At 71.3% G+C, this 16,474-nt stretch carries 18 protein-coding genes; 13 read left to right on the forward strand and 5 right to left on the reverse strand.

The features are described 5' to 3' along the window. Positions 1–41 precede the first annotated feature (41 nt). From ACYVLT_RS24970 to ACYVLT_RS25000, 7 genes are all read left to right on the forward strand, one after another. Positions 42–1,040 carry an ABC transporter permease gene (locus ACYVLT_RS24970; RefSeq protein ID WP_461122791.1) on the forward strand — a complete coding sequence of 333 codons (999 nt, stop codon included), beginning with the start codon at positions 42–44 and terminating at the stop codon, positions 1,038–1,040. Continuing rightward, positions 1,033–1,986: an ABC transporter permease gene (locus ACYVLT_RS24975; protein WP_461122627.1), complete on the forward strand. Its 954-nt coding sequence runs from the start codon at positions 1,033–1,035 to the stop codon at positions 1,984–1,986. The genes ACYVLT_RS24970 and ACYVLT_RS24975 overlap by 8 nt, the downstream gene beginning before the upstream one ends. Continuing rightward, on the forward strand, positions 1,983–3,161 hold the full coding sequence (locus tag ACYVLT_RS24980) for an ABC transporter ATP-binding protein (protein ID WP_461122628.1): 1,179 nt from the start codon (positions 1,983–1,985) through the stop codon (positions 3,159–3,161). Before ACYVLT_RS24975 ends, ACYVLT_RS24980 begins: the two co-directional genes overlap by 4 nt. After that, a complete protein-coding gene (locus tag ACYVLT_RS24985) occupies positions 3,158–4,225 on the forward strand; it encodes an ABC transporter ATP-binding protein (protein WP_461122629.1) in 1,068 nt (355 codons plus the stop codon). Before ACYVLT_RS24980 ends, ACYVLT_RS24985 begins: the two co-directional genes overlap by 4 nt. Before the next feature lie 75 nt (positions 4,226–4,300). Further along, entirely contained in the window at positions 4,301–5,140 is an 840-nt protein-coding gene (gene mshB / locus ACYVLT_RS24990) for an N-acetyl-1-D-myo-inositol-2-amino-2-deoxy-alpha-D-glucopyranoside deacetylase (protein WP_461122630.1), read from the forward strand. Then, positions 5,137–5,529, forward strand: a complete 393-nt coding sequence (locus ACYVLT_RS24995) for a hypothetical protein (protein WP_461122631.1) — start codon at positions 5,137–5,139, stop codon at positions 5,527–5,529. Before mshB ends, ACYVLT_RS24995 begins: the two co-directional genes overlap by 4 nt. Continuing rightward, entirely contained in the window at positions 5,510–6,238 is a 729-nt protein-coding gene (locus tag ACYVLT_RS25000; RefSeq protein WP_461122632.1) for a hypothetical protein, read from the forward strand. Before ACYVLT_RS24995 ends, ACYVLT_RS25000 begins: the two co-directional genes overlap by 20 nt. Here ACYVLT_RS25000 and ACYVLT_RS25005 read toward each other — a convergent pair. Next, positions 6,214–6,951, reverse strand: a complete 738-nt coding sequence (locus tag ACYVLT_RS25005) for a GNAT family N-acetyltransferase (RefSeq protein ID WP_461122633.1) — start codon at positions 6,949–6,951, stop codon at positions 6,214–6,216. The two genes, ACYVLT_RS25000 and ACYVLT_RS25005, sit on opposite strands and share 25 nt — an antisense overlap. 145 nt (positions 6,952–7,096) lie before the next feature. On the opposite strand from ACYVLT_RS25005, the gene fdxA reads away from it, so the two are divergent. Both fdxA and dapC read left to right on the forward strand, forming a co-directional pair. After that, entirely contained in the window at positions 7,097–7,423 is a 327-nt protein-coding gene (gene fdxA / locus ACYVLT_RS25010) for a ferredoxin (protein ID WP_461122634.1), read from the forward strand. Next, positions 7,420–8,520: a succinyldiaminopimelate transaminase gene (gene dapC, locus ACYVLT_RS25015; RefSeq protein WP_461122635.1), complete on the forward strand. Its 1,101-nt coding sequence runs from the start codon at positions 7,420–7,422 to the stop codon at positions 8,518–8,520. Before fdxA ends, dapC begins: the two co-directional genes overlap by 4 nt. Before the next feature lie 170 nt (positions 8,521–8,690). Here dapC and dapD read toward each other — a convergent pair whose 3' ends face one another. Beyond that, a complete protein-coding gene (gene dapD, locus ACYVLT_RS25020) occupies positions 8,691–9,662 on the reverse strand; it encodes a 2,3,4,5-tetrahydropyridine-2,6-dicarboxylate N-succinyltransferase (protein ID WP_461122636.1) in 972 nt (323 codons plus the stop codon). Positions 9,663–9,687: 25 nt separating this feature from the next. On the opposite strand from dapD, the gene dapE reads away from it, so the two are divergent. After that, positions 9,688–10,749, forward strand: a complete 1,062-nt coding sequence (gene dapE / locus ACYVLT_RS25025) for a succinyl-diaminopimelate desuccinylase (protein ID WP_461122637.1) — start codon at positions 9,688–9,690, stop codon at positions 10,747–10,749. A gap of 27 nt (positions 10,750–10,776) precedes the next feature. Beyond that, positions 10,777–11,541, forward strand: coding sequence for an LOG family protein (locus ACYVLT_RS25030; protein WP_461122638.1), 765 nt, complete (start codon positions 10,777–10,779; stop codon positions 11,539–11,541). 2 nt (positions 11,542–11,543) lie between these two features. On the opposite strand, the gene ACYVLT_RS25035 is transcribed toward ACYVLT_RS25030, so the two are convergent. Genes ACYVLT_RS25035 through ACYVLT_RS25045 form a run of 3 tightly spaced genes read right to left on the reverse strand, consistent with a single transcriptional unit; the run spans position 11,544 to position 14,478 of the window. Then, the gene (locus tag ACYVLT_RS25035; protein ID WP_461122639.1) at positions 11,544–12,587 is read right to left on the reverse strand and encodes a DNA glycosylase AlkZ-like family protein; all 1,044 of its coding nucleotides are present in this window, start codon (positions 12,585–12,587) and stop codon (positions 11,544–11,546) included. Beyond that, a complete protein-coding gene (locus tag ACYVLT_RS25040) occupies positions 12,580–12,951 on the reverse strand; it encodes a DUF3224 domain-containing protein (RefSeq protein WP_461122640.1) in 372 nt (123 codons plus the stop codon). The genes ACYVLT_RS25035 and ACYVLT_RS25040 overlap by 8 nt, the downstream gene beginning before the upstream one ends. 36 nt (positions 12,952–12,987) lie before the next feature. After that, on the reverse strand, positions 12,988–14,478 hold the full coding sequence (locus ACYVLT_RS25045; RefSeq protein WP_461122641.1) for a CocE/NonD family hydrolase: 1,491 nt from the start codon (positions 14,476–14,478) through the stop codon (positions 12,988–12,990). A gap of 126 nt (positions 14,479–14,604) precedes the next feature. On the opposite strand from ACYVLT_RS25045, the gene folP reads away from it, so the two are divergent. Together folP and ACYVLT_RS25055 are read left to right on the forward strand one after the other, a co-directional pair. Next, on the forward strand, positions 14,605–15,465 hold the full coding sequence (folP, locus tag ACYVLT_RS25050) for a dihydropteroate synthase (RefSeq protein ID WP_461122642.1): 861 nt from the start codon (positions 14,605–14,607) through the stop codon (positions 15,463–15,465). After that, positions 15,465–16,364: a glucosyl-3-phosphoglycerate synthase gene (locus ACYVLT_RS25055; protein WP_461122643.1), complete on the forward strand. Its 900-nt coding sequence runs from the start codon at positions 15,465–15,467 to the stop codon at positions 16,362–16,364. The genes folP and ACYVLT_RS25055 overlap by 1 nt, the downstream gene beginning before the upstream one ends. Positions 16,365–16,474: the final 110 nt, after the last annotated feature.

The raw sequence follows: 16,474 nt of genomic DNA on the forward strand, positions 1-16,474 counted from the left end.
TCGCAGGCGGCTGGCCTGCCTGGGAAGACAAGAGACTTGTCATGTTCCGTTACATAATCCGGCGGTTGCTGATCGCAATTCCGCTGCTGATCGCCGCGTCATTCCTCTGCTTCGGACTCACCGCCGCCATGGGCGACCCCCTGGACGAGTGGAAGCTCCAGAAGCCGCGGACCCAGGCGGAGATCTCGCTCGCCTACGAGCGCACCGGCTACAACAAGCCGTTCGTGGAGCGCTACGTCAACTGGGCGGGCAAGTTCGTCACCGGTGACTGGGGCGAGTCCGTCGTTCCCGGCAACGCCGGCAAGCCGGTCAAGGACGACCTGTTCAAGGCGTTCGTCGTCACGCTGCGGCTGATCGTCGGGGCCGAGTTGATCGCGCTGGTCCTCGGTATGGCGATCGGTGTCATCGGCGCGGTCAAACAGTACTCGATATTCGACTACACAGCGACCGGAATAGCGTTCGCCATGTTCTCGATGCCGCTGTTCTGCGTCGCCCTCATCCTGAAGGCGGGCGGCATCCAGCTCAACAACTGGCTGGAGTCGATAGGCGCGGACCGGTGGATCATCACCGCTGGTCCGCCGGGTGACGGCTTCAAGGGTTCCTTCGGCGAGCAGCTGTTCCAGTACAGCGGCGCCTACATCCTGCCGACCATCTGCCTGGTCGTGATCCAGTTCGCGCTGTACAGCCGGTTCCAGCGCGCCTCGATGCTGGAGACCCTCAACGCCGACTACGTGCGCACCGCGCAGGCGAAGGGCATCTCGCAGGGGCGGTCCATCTTCCGGCACGCGTTCCGCAACGCACTCATCCCGATCATCACCGTCTCGTCGCTGAACATCGGCGCCGGCTTCGGCGGCGCCGTGATCACCGAGACCGTGTTCGGCTGGTCCGGCATGGGCAAGTTCCTGATCGACGCGATCACCAAGAAAGAGCCTTACCAGGTGCTCGGCTTCATGATGGTGACCGCCGTGTTCATCATCGTGTTCAACCTGATCGCGGACATCCTTTACGCCTACCTGGACCCGAGGATTCGCCTTGACTGAGATCGGATCTCCTGTGGCGCAGGCTCCAACGCCCACCTCAGCCGAGGCAAGTCAGTTCGACTCCACCTCGGCCCGCAAGCAGTGGCAGGTCATCCTGCGCCGCTTCCTGCGACACCGCGCCGCCGTCGTCGGCCTCGCGCTGTTCGTCGTGCTCGTGCTGTTCGCCTTCCTGGGCGGCCTGATCTGGAAGTACTCCTACACCGACCTGGGCTTCACGCGGTACCTGCCGCCCAGCGGCGACCACCCGTTCGGCACCGACCGCCTCGGCGGGGACATGGTCGCGCTGATCATCCGCGGCTCCCAGTTCTCGTTGCAGATCGCGATCGTGGTCGCCCTGGTGTCCACCGTGATCGGCGTCGTGCTCGGCGCGCTCGCGGGCTACATGCGCGGCTGGGTCGACAGCCTGATCAGCCGGTTCATCGACCTGCTGCTGGTCATCCCCGCGTTCGTCATCGCGGCGGTGCTGGTCCGCAACAGCTTCGTGCTCTCCGTGGCCGGTGGCAGCGGCAGCAACTGGCTCATCGTGGCGCTGTACCTGGGCCTGATCGGCTGGCTGTCGATCGCCCGGGTGATCCGCGGCATGGTGCTGTCGTTGCGGGAGAAGGAGTTCGTGGAGGCGGCCCGCGCGCTCGGCGCGTCCACCTCCCGGATCATCTTCCGGCACATCCTGCCCAACACCATCGACGTGATCATCGTGAACGCCACGCTGGCGGTCGCGCAGGCGGTGCTGTTGGAGGCGGCGTTGTCGTTCATCGGCCTCGGCGTCCAGCCGCCGGACACCTCGCTGGGGTTGATGATCAGCCTGAACAAGAACGAGCTGACGCTGCACCCGTGGCTCTTCTTCATCCCGTTCACCTTCATCGTGCTCATCTCGCTGTCGGTGAACTTCATCGGTGACGGTCTCCGGGACGCCTTCGACCCGCGGCAGAAGAGGGTGAAGGCATGAGCGAAGTGGACGTGATGGACGCCCCGGACCCGATCTCCGACCGCGCGGGCGGCGAGAAGCTGCTGCGGGTCGAGAACCTGTCGGTCGACTTCCCGACCGACGACGGCACCGTGCACGCCGTGCGGGACGTGTCGTTCACCCTCGGCCCCGGCGAGGTGCTGGGCGTCGTGGGCGAGTCGGGCTCGGGCAAGTCGGTGTCGTCGATGGCGATCATGGGCCTGCTGCCCAAGACCGCGAAGGTCGGCGGGTCGATCAAGTTCAAGGGCCGCGAGCTGGTGGGCTTGAACTACAAGCAGATGCAGCCGGTGCGCGGCAACGGCGTCTCGATGATCTTCCAGGACCCGATGACGTCGCTGAACCCGGTGTACACGGTGGGCTGGCAGCTCGCCGAGGCCTACCAGGCGCACCACGACGTGTCGAAGAAGGCGGCCTGGGCCAAGGCCGTCGAGGTGCTGGAGCTGGTGGGCATCCCGCAGCCGGACCGCCGCGCCGCGCAGTACCCGCACGAGTTCTCCGGCGGCATGAGGCAGCGCGCGATGATCGCGATGTCGATCATCAACGACCCGGACGTGATCATCGCGGACGAGCCGACCACGGCGCTGGACGTGACCGTGCAGGCGCAGATCCTGGACACGCTGCTGCGCATCCGGGACGAGACGAACGCGGGCATCATGGTCATCACGCACGACCTGGGCGTGGTGGCGGGCATGGTGGACCGCGTGCAGGTGATGTACGGCGGCACGGTGGTCGAGCAGGGCACCGTGGACGAGGTGTTCGAGGCGCAGCGGATGCCGTACACCGTCGGCCTGCTGGGTTCGATCCCGAACCCGAACCTGCTGGGCAAGCGGCTCACGCCGATCAAGGGCGCGCCGCCGTCGTTGATGAACCTGCCGCAGGGCTGCTCGTTCTCGCCCCGGTGCCCGCTCGTGATCGACGAGTGCCGCGAGACCGAGCCGCTGTTGGCGGAGACCGACCGGGCAGGCCACTTCGCGCGGTGCCACCGCTCCGCGCACCTGGCCACCATCGAGAACCCGCAGCGGCTGTTCGCCCACGACGAGATCGGCGTGGTCGAGAACCCCGCGTCGCTGACCATGGCCAACCCGGACATGCCGGTGAGCGAGGACCTCGACGTGGTCGAAGCGCGGTTGCACGAAGAGGAGAAGCCGACCTCATGACCTCGACAGACGTGAACCCCCAGGCCGGGGGACTCGCCTCGGGCGGTCGTCCGGGCGAGACCCCGCTGTTGGAGGTCAAGGACCTGGTCAAGTCGTTCCCGGTGCGCGGCGGCGGCATCATCCCGCGCACCGTGGGGCAGGTCCAGGCGGTGTCCGGGGTGAGCTTCGACCTGTACCCGGGCGAGACGCTCGGCCTGGTCGGCGAGTCCGGCTGCGGCAAGTCCACCACCGGTCGCGCCATCCTGCAGCTGCACAAGCCCACGTCGGGCTCGGTGAAGTTCGAGGGCCGCGAGCTGACCACGTTGCGGGGCAAGGGCCTGCGGTCCGTGCGCCGGGACATGCAGATCGTGTTCCAGGACCCGTACGCGTCGCTGAACCCGCGCTGGCAGATCAACGAGCTGATCTCCGAGCCGTTCAAGATCCACGGCGTGCCGGACGACGGCGGCTCCGACGTGCAGCACCGGGTCAACGAGCTGATGGAGCTCGTCGGCCTGAACCCGGAGCACCGCAACCGGTACGCGCACGAGTTCTCCGGCGGCCAGCGCCAGCGCATCGGCATCGCCCGGGCGCTCGCGCTCAACCCGAAGCTCGTGGTGCTGGACGAGCCGGTGTCCGCGCTGGACGTGTCGGTCCAGGCGGGCGTGGTGAACCTGCTGGAGGAGCTGCAGGAACGGCTCGGCCTGGCGTACCTGTTCGTGGCGCACGACCTGTCGGTCGTGCGGCACATCTCCGACCGGGTCGCGGTGATGTACCTCGGCAAGATCATCGAGATCGGCGACCGGGAGGACATCTACGCCCGGCCGATGCACCCGTACACGCAGGCGTTGCTGTCCGCGGTGCCGGTGCCGAACCCGAAGGTGGAGCGCCGGCGCCAGCGGATCGTGCTCACCGGTGACGTCCCGTCGCCGGTGAACCCGCCGTCGGGCTGCCGCTTCCGCACCCGGTGCTGGAAGGCGCAGGACATCTGCGCGGTCGAGGAGCCCAAGCTGGAACGGCGCGGCGACGGCGCGGGCACGCTCTCCGCGTGCCACTTCGCCGAAGTGGTGCCTGCGCTGGTCGGGTAGTGCCGGTGTCGTCGGGGCCACCGCTAGTGCGGTGGCCCCGACGGCGTCCTGAGCCGGGCCGATTACCCTCATCCGGTGACGCTCACCGCTCCACCACGGTTGCTGCTGGTACACGCACACCCCGACGACGAAAGCCTGTGGACGGGGGGCACCATCGCCCACTACTCGGCGATGGGCGCGCACGTCACCGTGGTCACCTGCACCCTGGGCGAGGAGGGCGAGATCATCCCGCCGGCGCTCCAGGAGCTGACCGCGGACGCCGCCGACCAGCTCGGTGGGTACCGGGTCGCCGAACTCAGGTCGGCGTGCGCCGCGCTCGGCGTGACCGACCACCGGTTCCTCGGCGGCATCGGCCGCTGGCGGGACTCCGGGATGGCGGGCGTCGCGGCGAACGACCACCCGCGCGCGTTCGTCAACGGCTCGTTCGACGAGCAGGTCGCCGCCCTCTCGGAGATCATCGGCTCGGTGAGACCGCACGTCGTGGTCACCTACGACGCGTTCGGCGGGTACGGCCACCCCGACCACATCAGGGCGCACCAGATCACCACGGCGGCGGCGGTGGACGTGGACCGCGTGTTCCACGCCGTGACGTCGCGCGCGGCGACCGAGGCGGGCGCCGCCGCGCTGGCGGAGATCCCGGACCTGCCGTGGCGGCTGCCCGCCGAGGGCGAGCTGCCGGTCACCGACGACGCGGCCATCACCAGCACGATCGACATCTCCGAGCACCTGGTGGCGAAGCTGCGGGCGTTGCGCGCGCACTCCACGCAGATCAGCGTGTGGCAGGACGGCGCGGGCCGGGCCGCCTACGCGCTGTCCAACGGCATCGCGCAGCCCGTCGTGCAGGCCGAGTACTACGTGCTGGCCAAGGGCCCGGCGGAGGGCGCGGAAACGGACCTGTTCGGGGGGCTCGATTGACCGATCGCCTGGCTCTCGTCGGGATCGCGGTCGCGGCGTTCGTGCTCGCGGTGCTGGAGCTGTTCTTCCTGCCGATGCGGCTGGACGGCACGCTGCTGCCGCGGGTGGACGACCTGCCGTTCCCGATCACGGTGGTGCTCGCGATCGTGACCACGCCGCTGCTGGTGGTCGCCGCCTCGCGGCACGCCCACCGCACGATGGCCGCGGTGTCGCCGCTGCTGGTGTGGATCGGCACGTTGCTGCTGTTCGGCCTGTTCGGCCCGGGCGGCGACGTGGTACTCCTCAACGACTGGCGCACCCTGGTGCTGTTCGCCGGGGGCGCGTTGCCGGGCGCCATCGCGGTGGGCGCGCACATGGGGAGGACCGCCGGTGGCCGAGACGATCACTGACCGGGACGTGGTGCGGGCGCTGCGGCCGTTCGTGCGGGCGACCGGGCCGCTGCTGGACACCTTGCGCGACGCGAACCTGCTCGGCCTGCGCGACCGCGAGGTGGAGCGCGACGCCGACCGCAAGCTCGTGGACAAGCTGTGGGACCAGCTGGCCGCGGTGAAGGTGCCGGGCACGGCCGCGTGGGCGCGGCTGGACGTGCTCCAGCGCGACGAGTTCTGGCTCAACCGGGTCGGCCGGGTGGTGTCGCTGGTCGCGGCGCTGCCCGGCATCGGCGGCGTGCTGGCCGACCGGCTGCCGATCCAGTCCGCGCTCGGCGCGGCGGGGCAGGGGCTGCTGCTGTCGGCGATCGCGGGCGAGCACGGGTTCACCTCGACCGAGGACCGGGTGCGGCTGCTCGCGCACGTGCTGTTCCAGCGCGAGGTCGACGGGCTGCCGGTGGACCGCGACAAGGAGGACGAGCAGACCGCCGAGCTGACCGAGGAGCTGCGGGAGCGGTCCACGTTCCGGGCGATCGGCGCCACGATCTGGAAGCTCGCCAAGGTCCTCTGGAAGCTGGAGGACGAGCTGGACAAGCGCCCCCAGGGCCGGCTCTACCACCAGGCGCTGGGGATGCTGCCGGTCGTCGGCGTGGTGGGCGACTACTTCGGCGAGCGCTCGGCGTTGAAACGGGTCCGCAAGGCCGCCTACGCGTGGTTCGACACCCAGTAGCGGTAGCGGTGGTGCTCGACGCAGCCCAGCGACCCGTAGAGCGTGATCGCGGGCTTGTTGTGCTCGGCGACCTGCAACGCGCACGTCGTCGCGCCCCGGTCGAGGCCCCAGGCGGCCAGGCCGCCCATCAACCGGCGGGCCAGGCCCGACCCGCGTGCCCCGGGCCGCACGGCCAGCCGTGCCACGTGGAGCAGGTCGCCGACGACGGCGCCGCGCACGGCGGCCAGCACCTCGCCGTCGCGGACGACCGAGCCGAACCCGACCCGGGGTCCGGACGCCAGCACGTGCCGTTGCGCCGGGGTGGGGTCGTGCTGCGCGGCCAACTCCCACCATCCGGGATCGGGTTCGTCGGAAATGACCACGTCGGCGTCCTTCGGGGTGGCGAACCGATCCAGCCGACCGGTCATCACCAGCGACTCCGCGCCGCCCGGGTGATCCACGTCGACCCGCCAGCCCGCCGCTTCGACCCGGGCCTCGGCGGGTGCGCCGATCACCACGTGAGCGGCCGGTTTGATGCCGTTGGAGGTCGCGAAGTCGATCACTTCGGCGAGCGCGTCGTGCACCGGCATCCCCGGATCGCCCGTGGTCAGGGCACTATTGGCACGTCCGGTGAACCCTCCGGCGGCCCGCAGCCGCCACTGGCCGAGCGGCCGGTCGACCAGCGCCGGCCACGCGTCGGCACACCGCTGCTCCAGCTCCGTGACCGCCTCCACCCCCGCATCGTGCCCCGTGCGGGTGGGCGGCGGTCTGTGAGGTGGAGCACGGTGTCGATAAGGCAAGCCTGAGCAATGGACAATCGACTCCGCCGCGTACTCTCCGGCTTGCGCGGTGTGGACCAGAAAAGAGCAGGAGAGCGCAGTGACCTATGTGATCGCCCAGCCGTGCGTGGACGTGCTCGACAAGGCGTGCATCGAAGAGTGCCCCGTCGACTGCATCTACGAAGGCGACCGGATGCTCTACATCCACCCGGACGAGTGCGTCGACTGCGGTGCTTGCGAGCCGGTGTGTCCCGTGGAGGCCATCTACTACGAGGACGACGTGCCGGACGAGTGGAAGGAGTACACGAAGGCCAACGTGGACTTCTTCGACGAGTTGGGCTCGCCCGGTGGCGCCTCCAAGGTCGGCAAGGTCAGCGCGGACCCGGCGTTGGTCAAGGCTCTCCCCCCGCAGGCGTCGCACGAGTGACCTCCGGTACGTCGCGGAGGCTGCCGGACTTCCCCTGGGACTCGCTGGCCGACCACGCCGCCAAGGCGCGCGCGCACCCCGGCGGCGTGGTCGACCTGTCTATCGGCACGCCGGTGGACCCGGTCCCGGAGCTGATCCGGCACGCCCTCGGCACGGCCGCCCACCAGCCCGGGTACCCGACCACGCACGGCACCGCGGCGTTGCGCGAGGCGGTCGTCGGCGCGTTGGCGCGGCGGCACGGGATCGCGGGCCTGGACCCGGCGGCCGTGCTGCCGACCATCGGGTCGAAGGAGCTGGTGGCGTGGCTGCCGACGTTGCTGGGCCTGGGGCCGGGTGACGTGGTGGCCATCCCGGCGTTGGCGTACCCGACCTACGAGGTGGGCGCGCGGTTGGCCGGCGCCTCGGTGGTGCGGCTGGCCGATGGCGAGCCGCCGCCGTCCGGGACGTCGCTGGTGTGGCTGAACTCGCCGTCCAACCCGACGGGCCGGGTGCTGTCGGGGGCGCACCTGGCGCAGGCGGTGGCCGACGCGCGGGCCGTCGGCGCGGTCGTCGCGTCCGACGAGTGCTACCTGGCGCTGGCGTGGGACGCGCGGCCGGTGTCGGTGCTGGCGCCGTCGGTCAACGGTGGTTCGCTGGACGGGGTGCTGGCGGTGCACTCGCTGTCGAAGTCGTCCAGCCTGGCCGGGTACCGGGCGGGGTTCGTGACGGGCGACCCGGCGTTGGTGGCGTCGTTGCTGGCGGTGCGCAAGCACGCGGGGATGATCGTGCCCCGGCCCGTGCAGGCGGCGATGACGGCGGCGTTGAACGACGACGCGCACGTGGCCGAGCAGCGCGAGCGGTACCGGGTGCGGCGGGACGTGCTGCTGCCGGCGTTGACGGCGGCGGGTTTCACCGTCGACCACTCGGAAGCCGGCCTCTACCTGTGGTCGACCCGGGGCGGCGAGAACGCCTGGGACACCATCGCCTGGCTGGCGGACCGTGGCATCCTGGCCGCGCCGGGCACGTTCTACGGCCCGACCGGCGACCGGCACGTCCGCATCGCCCTGACCGCCACCGACCACCACATCACCACCGCCACCACCCGCCTAACCCCCTAGCCGCGCGAGAGTCCTACGTTCGCGCCGCGAGAGTCCTACGTTCGCGACCCCTGAGTTCAACACTCGGCCGACCAGCCGGTCTGTCGAGTGTTGAACTCAGGGCCGCTGAGTGTTGGACTCTCGCGTGCTGAGTGTTGGACTCTCGCGGGTTGAGTGTTGGACTCTCGCGGTTAGTCGTTGGTGTGGAGGGCGGTGTTCAGGGCGATGCCGCTGCCGGTGCGGGGGAGGACCTTGACGACGCCGGTGGTGGAGTCGCGGATGAACAGCAGGTTGGCGAGGCCGGACAGCCGGCCCGCCTTCACGACGGTGCCGTCGGCGCCGGTGACCTTGGTGCCCGCGGTGATGTAGAGGCCTGCCTCCACCACGCAGTCGTCGCCCAGCGAGATGCCCACGCCGCCGTTCGCGCCGATCAGGCACCGCTCGCCGACGGAGATGACCTGCTTGCCGCCGCCGGACAGGGTGCCCATGATCGACGCGCCGCCGCCGACGTCGGAGCCGTCGCCGACGACCACACCGGCCGAGATGCGACCCTCCACCATGGACGTGCCGAGCGTGCCCGCGTTGAAGTTCACGAAACCCTCGTGCATCACGGTCGTCCCGGACGCCAGGTGCGCGCCCAGCCGCACGCGGTCGGCATCGGCGATCCGGACCCCGGTCGGCACGACGTAGTCGACCATCCGCGGGAACTTGTCGATGCCGTACACGGTGACCGGCCCACGGGCGCGCAGCCGCAGCCGCGTCTGCTCGAACCCGTCCACCGCGCACGGACCGAAGTTCGTCCACACCACGTTGTTGAGCAGCCCGAACACGCCGTCCAGGTTCGCGCCGTGCGGCCGCACGAGCCGTGACGACAGCAGGTGCAGCCGCAGCCACACGTCGTAGGTCGAGCTCGGCGCGTCGGACAGCGAGCCGATGCCGACCCGGACGCCGACGACCTCGACGTCACGCTCGACGTCCGCGCCGAGCTGCTTGGCGGCGGCCTCACCGAGCGAGGCCGAGACCTCCGCGGACGACAGCAGCGCCACGCCGGGCTCCGCGGTCCCGAGGGACGGCGCCGGGAACCACGTGTCCAGCACGGCGCCGGTGGGGGTGACGGTGGCCAGTCCGACGCCGTACGCGCCGGTGGGATTTGCGGTGCTCACGGGTGCCAACGGTAACGTGCGCCAAGTGGCCGACACCTTGCACCTATCCGCCGATCCCGTCGAGCTGACCGCCGCGCTGGTGGACATCCCCAGCGTCTCCGGCGACGAGGACCGCATCGCCGACCTGGTGGAACGCGCGCTCAAGGAGCAGACCTCACTCGAAGTGGTGAGGTCCGGCAACACGGTCATGGCCCGCACGAACCTCGGCCGCCCGTCCCGGGTCGTGCTGGCGGGACACCTGGACACCGTGCCGATCAACGACAACCTGCCGTCCCGCCTGGAGGACGGCGTCCTGCACGGCTGCGGCACGGTCGACATGAAGGGCGGTGACGCGGTGATGCTGCACCTCGCCGCCACCGTCACCGACCCGCGCCACGACCTGACGTTCGTGTTCTACGACTGCGAGGAGGTCGAAGCGGTCCGCAACGGCCTCGGTCGCATCGAGCGCGAGCTGCCGGACTGGCTGCGGGGCGACCTGGCGATCGTGTGCGAGTCGTCCAACGCGGTGATCGAGGCAGGCTGCCAGGGCACGATGCGCATCGAGCTGCGCACCAAGGGCGTCCGCGCGCACACCGCCCGCGGCTGGATGGGCGTGAACGCCATCCACGCCATCGGCGAGGCGCTGAACCGGTTGCTGGCCTACGAGCCGCGCCAGGTCGAGATCGACGGCTGCACGTACCGCGAGGGCTTGCAGGCGGTGCGGATCAGCGGCGGCGTGGCGGGCAACGTCGTGCCGGACGAGGCCGTGCTCACGATCAACCACCGCTTCGCGCCCGACCGCGGCCCCGAGCAGGCCGAGCGGCACCTGCGCGAGCTGTTCGACGGCTACGACGTCACGGTCACCGACATGTCGCCGGGCGCCCTGCCCGGCCTGGACGCGCCGACCACCCGGGAACTCGTGGCGGCCGCCGGCGGCACCCCGGTCGCCAAGCTCGGCTGGACCGACGTGGCCCGCTTCGCCGCCCTGGGGATGCCCGCGGTCAACTTCGGTCCCGGCGACCCGACGCTCGCCCACACCCAGCACGAGCACGTCCCGGTCGAGGACATCGCCCGGTGCGTCGACGTCCTGCGTCGCTTCCTGGGCTGACGTGCGGCCGCCGCTAGACTCCACCCAATGACGGACAGCGTGGACGAGCACCCCAGGGAGAAGCAGCGCGGACCGGTCGTCCTGCGTCGTGAGCAGCGGGACGAGCTGACCACGACGGACCAGCGGTTGCTGGACTCGCGGGGACCGAGCGACTGGGTGCACACCGACCCGTGGCGGGTGCTGCGCATCCAGGCGGAGTTCGTCGAGGGGTTCGGCGCGCTGGCCGAGGTGCCGAGCGCGGTGACCGTGTTCGGCTCCGCCCGCACCGGCCGCGACCACCCGGAGTACGAGACCGGCCGCAAGCTGGGCGGCGCGCTGGCCGAGGCCGGGTTCGCGGTGATCACCGGCGGCGGCCCGGGCGCGATGGAGGCGGTCAACCGGGGCTGCTCGGAGGCCGGCGGGTTCTCCATCGGCCTGGGCATCGAGCTGCCGTTCGAGCAGGGCCTGAACCCGTGGGTCGACCTGGGCGTGAACTTCCGCTACTTCTTCGTGCGCAAGACCATGTTCATCAAGTACTCGCAGGCGTTCATCTGCCTGCCGGGCGGGTTCGGCACGCTGGACGAGCTGTTCGAGGCGCTGACCCTGGTGCAGACCAAGAAGGTCACCAAGTTCCCGGTCGTGCTGTTCGGCAAGGCCTACTGGCAGGGCCTGTACGACTGGGTGCGCGACTCGGTGCTGGCCAGCGGCAAGGTCAGCGAGAAGGACCTGGACCTGCTGTACCTGACCGACGACATCGACGACGCCGTGCGCGTGGTGAACGACGCCCACAAGGCGTGGGCGGACGCGCACTAGGCTCAGCTGATCGTGGCCCGGTCCAGACCCCTGGCGGCGGCCAGGCGGGTGGCTTCCTCGGCGAACATGCCCGGGTCGAGCGGCACGAACGGGGAGACCTTGACGTCCAGGCGGGAGCCGGTCGCCTTGGCCTGCCAGGTGCCCAGGACCTCGCCGTCGACCAGCAGCGCGCCGCGCCGGCCCAGGATGCGCCACACCTGCTTCTGGTGCGCCTTGTCCGGCACGAGCAGGTCGCGGTCGCGGGCGTTGAGGTAGGGGTCCAGCGGCGGCAGCAGGCGCACCACCTCGGGTTCCGGCGGGTTCTCGAACGCCTCGACGCGGTCGGCGGGCAGCCACGCCCGCTTGGAGATCGCGACCAGGTCGTCCGGCCACCGGTCCTTCACCTCGCGCACCGGCGCGCCGAAGTAGTTCGCCACCTCGGACGGCCCGGCGGGGCCGTGCAGCCGCAGGTAGTCGGCGATCAGGGCGCCGAAGCCGCGCGAGGCGTCCGGGACGTCCTGACGGCCCTCCAGCGGCACGAACGTGACGGTCCGGCCCGCCGGGTCGAACCGCAGCCCGGCGGGCAGCACGGCGATGCGGAAGATCGGGTCGAGCACGTGCGTGGCGTCGCAGCCGCGGCACCAGCCGGTCAGCTCGGGCCGCACCCGCGGCGTGAGCCGGGACGACGCCTCGCCCTTCGTCATCGGCCCGGTCACCACCTCCCGCAACGCCGACGCGACCTCGTGCAGCGCCGCGAGCCCGTCCGGCACCGGCGGCCGGTTCATCCGGGCCAGCGCGTCGGCGTCGCTCAACGGCCACAGCCGGGCCGCCAGCGCGGGCACCTCGTCGGCGCGGTGCCAGTGCGGCGCGCCACGCACGCTCCACGTGAGCGTGAACGCGTCGAGGTCGGGCACCCGGTCCAGCCGGGCGGCCAGCGCGGGCGCCGCCGACCGTTCCGAGTCCTGCACGCCGAGGTCGAACACCCGCAGGTCGGAGGCCTCGGCGACGGTGCGGTCGAACTGGTGGGCGGCGACCCGGTAGGCGATCACCCGTTCCCGGTCAGCCAAGGTCGTGGTCCAGGACGATCAGCTCGTGCTCCAGCCGGGCGGTGCCGGAGATGCCGGCCAGCTCACCGGTGCCCGACCCCGGCACGATGTGGCCCCAGAACTGCGCGTCCTCGCCGGACATGACCGCGCCGTGCTGGAGCACGAACGTCCCCGAACGGCCCTCCAGCGTGCCGACGAACCGCTCGGTGCCCACGTAGCCCGCCGAGCCGTCCGACGGTTGGCACATCGTCAGCTCGGCGGTGCTCGTGCCCTCCATCACCCCTCGGTAGGCCTTGTCCACGAGCGCCCGGCCCAGCTGCGGCTCCGCCTCGTCGTAGACGGTCTGGTCCCACCGGGTGATCTTGAACGTCGACTTGGATTCCATACCGGGGATCCTTACAGGAAATCCTGTCAGCCGCTGTCAGGTGCGCGGCACCGTCAGCCACGAGTCCGCCCCGAACGCGACCGTCGAGCCGAGCGCGCTGGAGCCCTTGTACCGGGCGTCCACGGTGTCCACGACGAGCACCAGCCGGTTGCCCGCCGCCACGTTCCACACCACCGGCTCCAGGTCCAGGTCGACCGCGCGGGTCGCGGTGCCGGTGATCGTCACCGGCTTGTGCGTGACCAGCGCGCCCAGGCCGAGCGCGTTCACCTCGTACAGGTAGGCGTAGAGGGTGGTCCTGGCGGCGCTCGGCGTCACGGTGAGGTGCACGCGCGGCGTGCCGCTGACCGAGGTGGCGGTCCACTGCACCGGTCCGCGCCACACCGCCGCCGCACCCCGGTCGATCAACGGCGTCGAGACGCCCACCGGGATGTTCAGGAAGCCCTGCAACGCGCCGGACACCAGGACCGTGCCGCTCTCGGCGATGGTCGGCCACCCCGCGCCGATCCGGTCCGCGGTCAACGGCACCGTGTCCGTGCGGGTGGTCGCCGCCGCCCAGGACGGGAACGAGCGCCAGCCGCCGCCGTTGTTCGGCTTGACCTGCACGGGTTGCTCGCGGTCGATGCCGTTGGCCACGCCCCTGAGGTGGTGGTCGAACCAGCGGCCGACCGACGTCCAGATCTCGTTGGGCAGCCCGGCCGCGCCGAACAGCTCGGCGGTGGCGTGGTCGCCGGGCGCGAGCATCAGCCGCTTCGGACCGGTCAGCGCGCCGAAGAAGTCGGTGACCTGGCCCGGTGCGAACAGCCCGTCGTTCCACGCGTTGCCGATTATCACCGCGGCCTTGATGGACGACACCTTCGACGCGGGGGAGCGGGGCGGCGAGATCGGCAGCACGTCGTGGAACCGGTTCTCCCGGTAGGCGGCCTCCGCCTCGCGCAGCACCGGCCCGGGCCGCCCGGTCAGGTGACCGGCGGCCAGCAGCAGCTCGACGGCCTGCGCGCTGACCGTCTCGTTGGGGTAGAGCGAGCGGGCCAGGTCGGTCCACGTGCTCAGCGCCGCCACGGCCTTGATCCGCGGGTCCGCGGCGGCGGCCAGCAGCGACTGGCCCGCGCCGTAGGAGATGCCGCCGACGCCGATCCGCGCCGGGTCGCCGTGGGCGTGCGCGAGGCCCCAGTCGACCACCCGGCTGACGTCGGCCACGGTGTCCGGTCCGGCCACGTCGATCTCGCCGGCCGAGTCGTGGAACCCGCGCGAGGTGTAGCTGATCACCGAGTACCCGGACTCGTAGGCGAGCTTGGCCGCCGCGCCGACGTACTCGATGTTGTTCACGCCCCAGCTCGACGGCAGCACGATCAGCGGGAACGGTCCGCCGCCGCGCCCGGTCGGCGTGACGACGAAGGCCTTGAGCGGGGTGCCGCCCTGGCCGGGGATGGTCTCGTAGGCCACCGCGAAGCCGGGCGCGGCCTGGGCGGGCGGTGCCAGGACGAGCGCCACGAGGGCGGCGAGCAGCAGGGGGAGTGATCGGCGCACGAGGTCCTCCTTGACCGTGACCGGGATCACGCAGGGTGTTACCGGCGAGTAAACACGAACTTTACTCGCCAGTAGGAGCACTCTGTGACGCGGCTCACTCGGCGGGTGACGTGGCACGATGCGCTCATGCGGTTCGGTTCACGGGAGGTCGCCGGAGATCGCGCGCTGGTGATGGCGATCGTCAACCGGACGCGCGACTCGTTCTACGACCGCGGCGCGACCTTCTCCGACGAGGCCGCCATGGCCGCGGTGGACCGGGCGGTCGCCGACGGCGCGGACATCGTCGACATCGGCGGGGTCAAGGCGGGTTCCCGGGGCGAGGTGGTGGACGCCGCCGAGGAGGCGCGGCGGGTCGTGCCGTTCGTCGCGGCGGTCCGCGAGCGGCACCCCGACCTGGTGATCAGCGTCGACACGTGGCGGCACGAGGTGGGCCGCGCGGTGTGCGGGGTGGGCGCCGACCTGATCAACGACACGTGGGCGGGCGCGGACCCGGCGCTGGCCGAGGTGGCCGCCGAGTTCGGCGTCGGCATCGTCTGCTCGCACACCGGCGGCCTCCCGCCGCGCACCGACCCGCACCGAGTCCGGTACGCCGACGTGGTGGCGTCCGTGGTGGCGGAGCTGGTCGGGCGGGCCGAGCGGATGGTGGCGCTGGGCGTGCCCGCGGCGGGCGTGCTGATCGACCCGACCCACGACTTCGGCAAGAACACCTGGCACGGCCTGGAACTGCTGCGGCGGCTGGACGAGCTGGTGGCCACCGGCTGGCCGGTGCTGATGGCGTTGTCGAACAAGGACTTCGTCGGCGAGACGCTGGGCGCGGAGCTGGAGGACCGGGTGGACGGCACGCTGGCCGCGACGTCGGTGGCGGCGTGGACCGGCGCGAAGGTGTTCCGGGCGCACCAGGTGCGGCAGACCAGGCGGGTGGTGGAGATGGTGGCGAGCATCGCGGGCACCCGTCCGCCGGCGCGGGTGTTGCGGGCGCTGGCCTGATGGCGGACTGGTTCGCGGCCAACACGTGGCAGAGTCCGCGGTGGACGATCCCGGAACTGGTGGCCGCCAAGGGGAATCGCACGGTCAGCGTCGTGCTGCCCGCGTTGGACGAGGAGGCGACGGTCGGCGACGTGGTCGGCGTGGTGCGGCCGCTGCTGGGCGACTTGGTGGACGAGCTGGTGGTGGTGGACTCGGGTTCCACCGACGACACGGTGGCGCGGGCGGCGGCGGCCGGGGCGCGGGTCGTGCACCGGACCGACGTGCTGCCGGAGTTCCCGCCCCGGCCCGGCAAGGGCGAGGTGCTGTGGCGGTCGTTGGCGGCGACGTCGGGTGACCTGGTGGTGTTCCTCGACTCCGACCTGGTCGACCCGGACCGCGAGTTCGTGCCCGCGCTGCTCGGCCCGCTGCTGACCCGCGACGTGCACCTGGTGAAGGGCTTCTACCGGCGGCCGTTGCGGCTGGAGAGCACCGGCGGCGGTCGGGTCACCGAGTTGGCGGCCCGGCCCCTGCTCAACGCCCTGCGGCCGGAGCTGGCCGGCGTGGTGCAGCCGTTGGGCGGCGAGTACGCGGGCACGCGGGAGTTCCTGGAGTCGGTGCCCTTCGCCCCCGGCTACGGCGTGGAGATCGGGTTGCTGCTCGACGCGCACACCCGGTACGGGCTGAACGGGATCGCGCAGGTCAACCTGGGCGTGCGCAAGCACCGCAACCGGGACCTGTTCCAGCTGGGGCCGATGGCCGCTCAGATCGCGGTGACGCTGCTGCGCCGGTGCGGTGTGCCGGTGGAGTCGTCCACGTTGACGCGGTTCGTGCCGTTCGACGGCGAGTGGTTGCCCTCGCCGGTGGACGTGCCGGCGGAGGACCGCCCCGCCATGCGCTCGGTGCTCCAGCGGTCGCGGTAGTAGCCGGGGACGTCGACCAGTTCGGCGTGCGTGCCCTGCTGGGTGATCCGGCCGTCCTCGAACACCACGACCCGGTCGAAGTCGACCAGCGGGGCGAGCCGGTGCGTGAC

Source organism: Saccharothrix stipae (genome assembly GCF_054781895.1).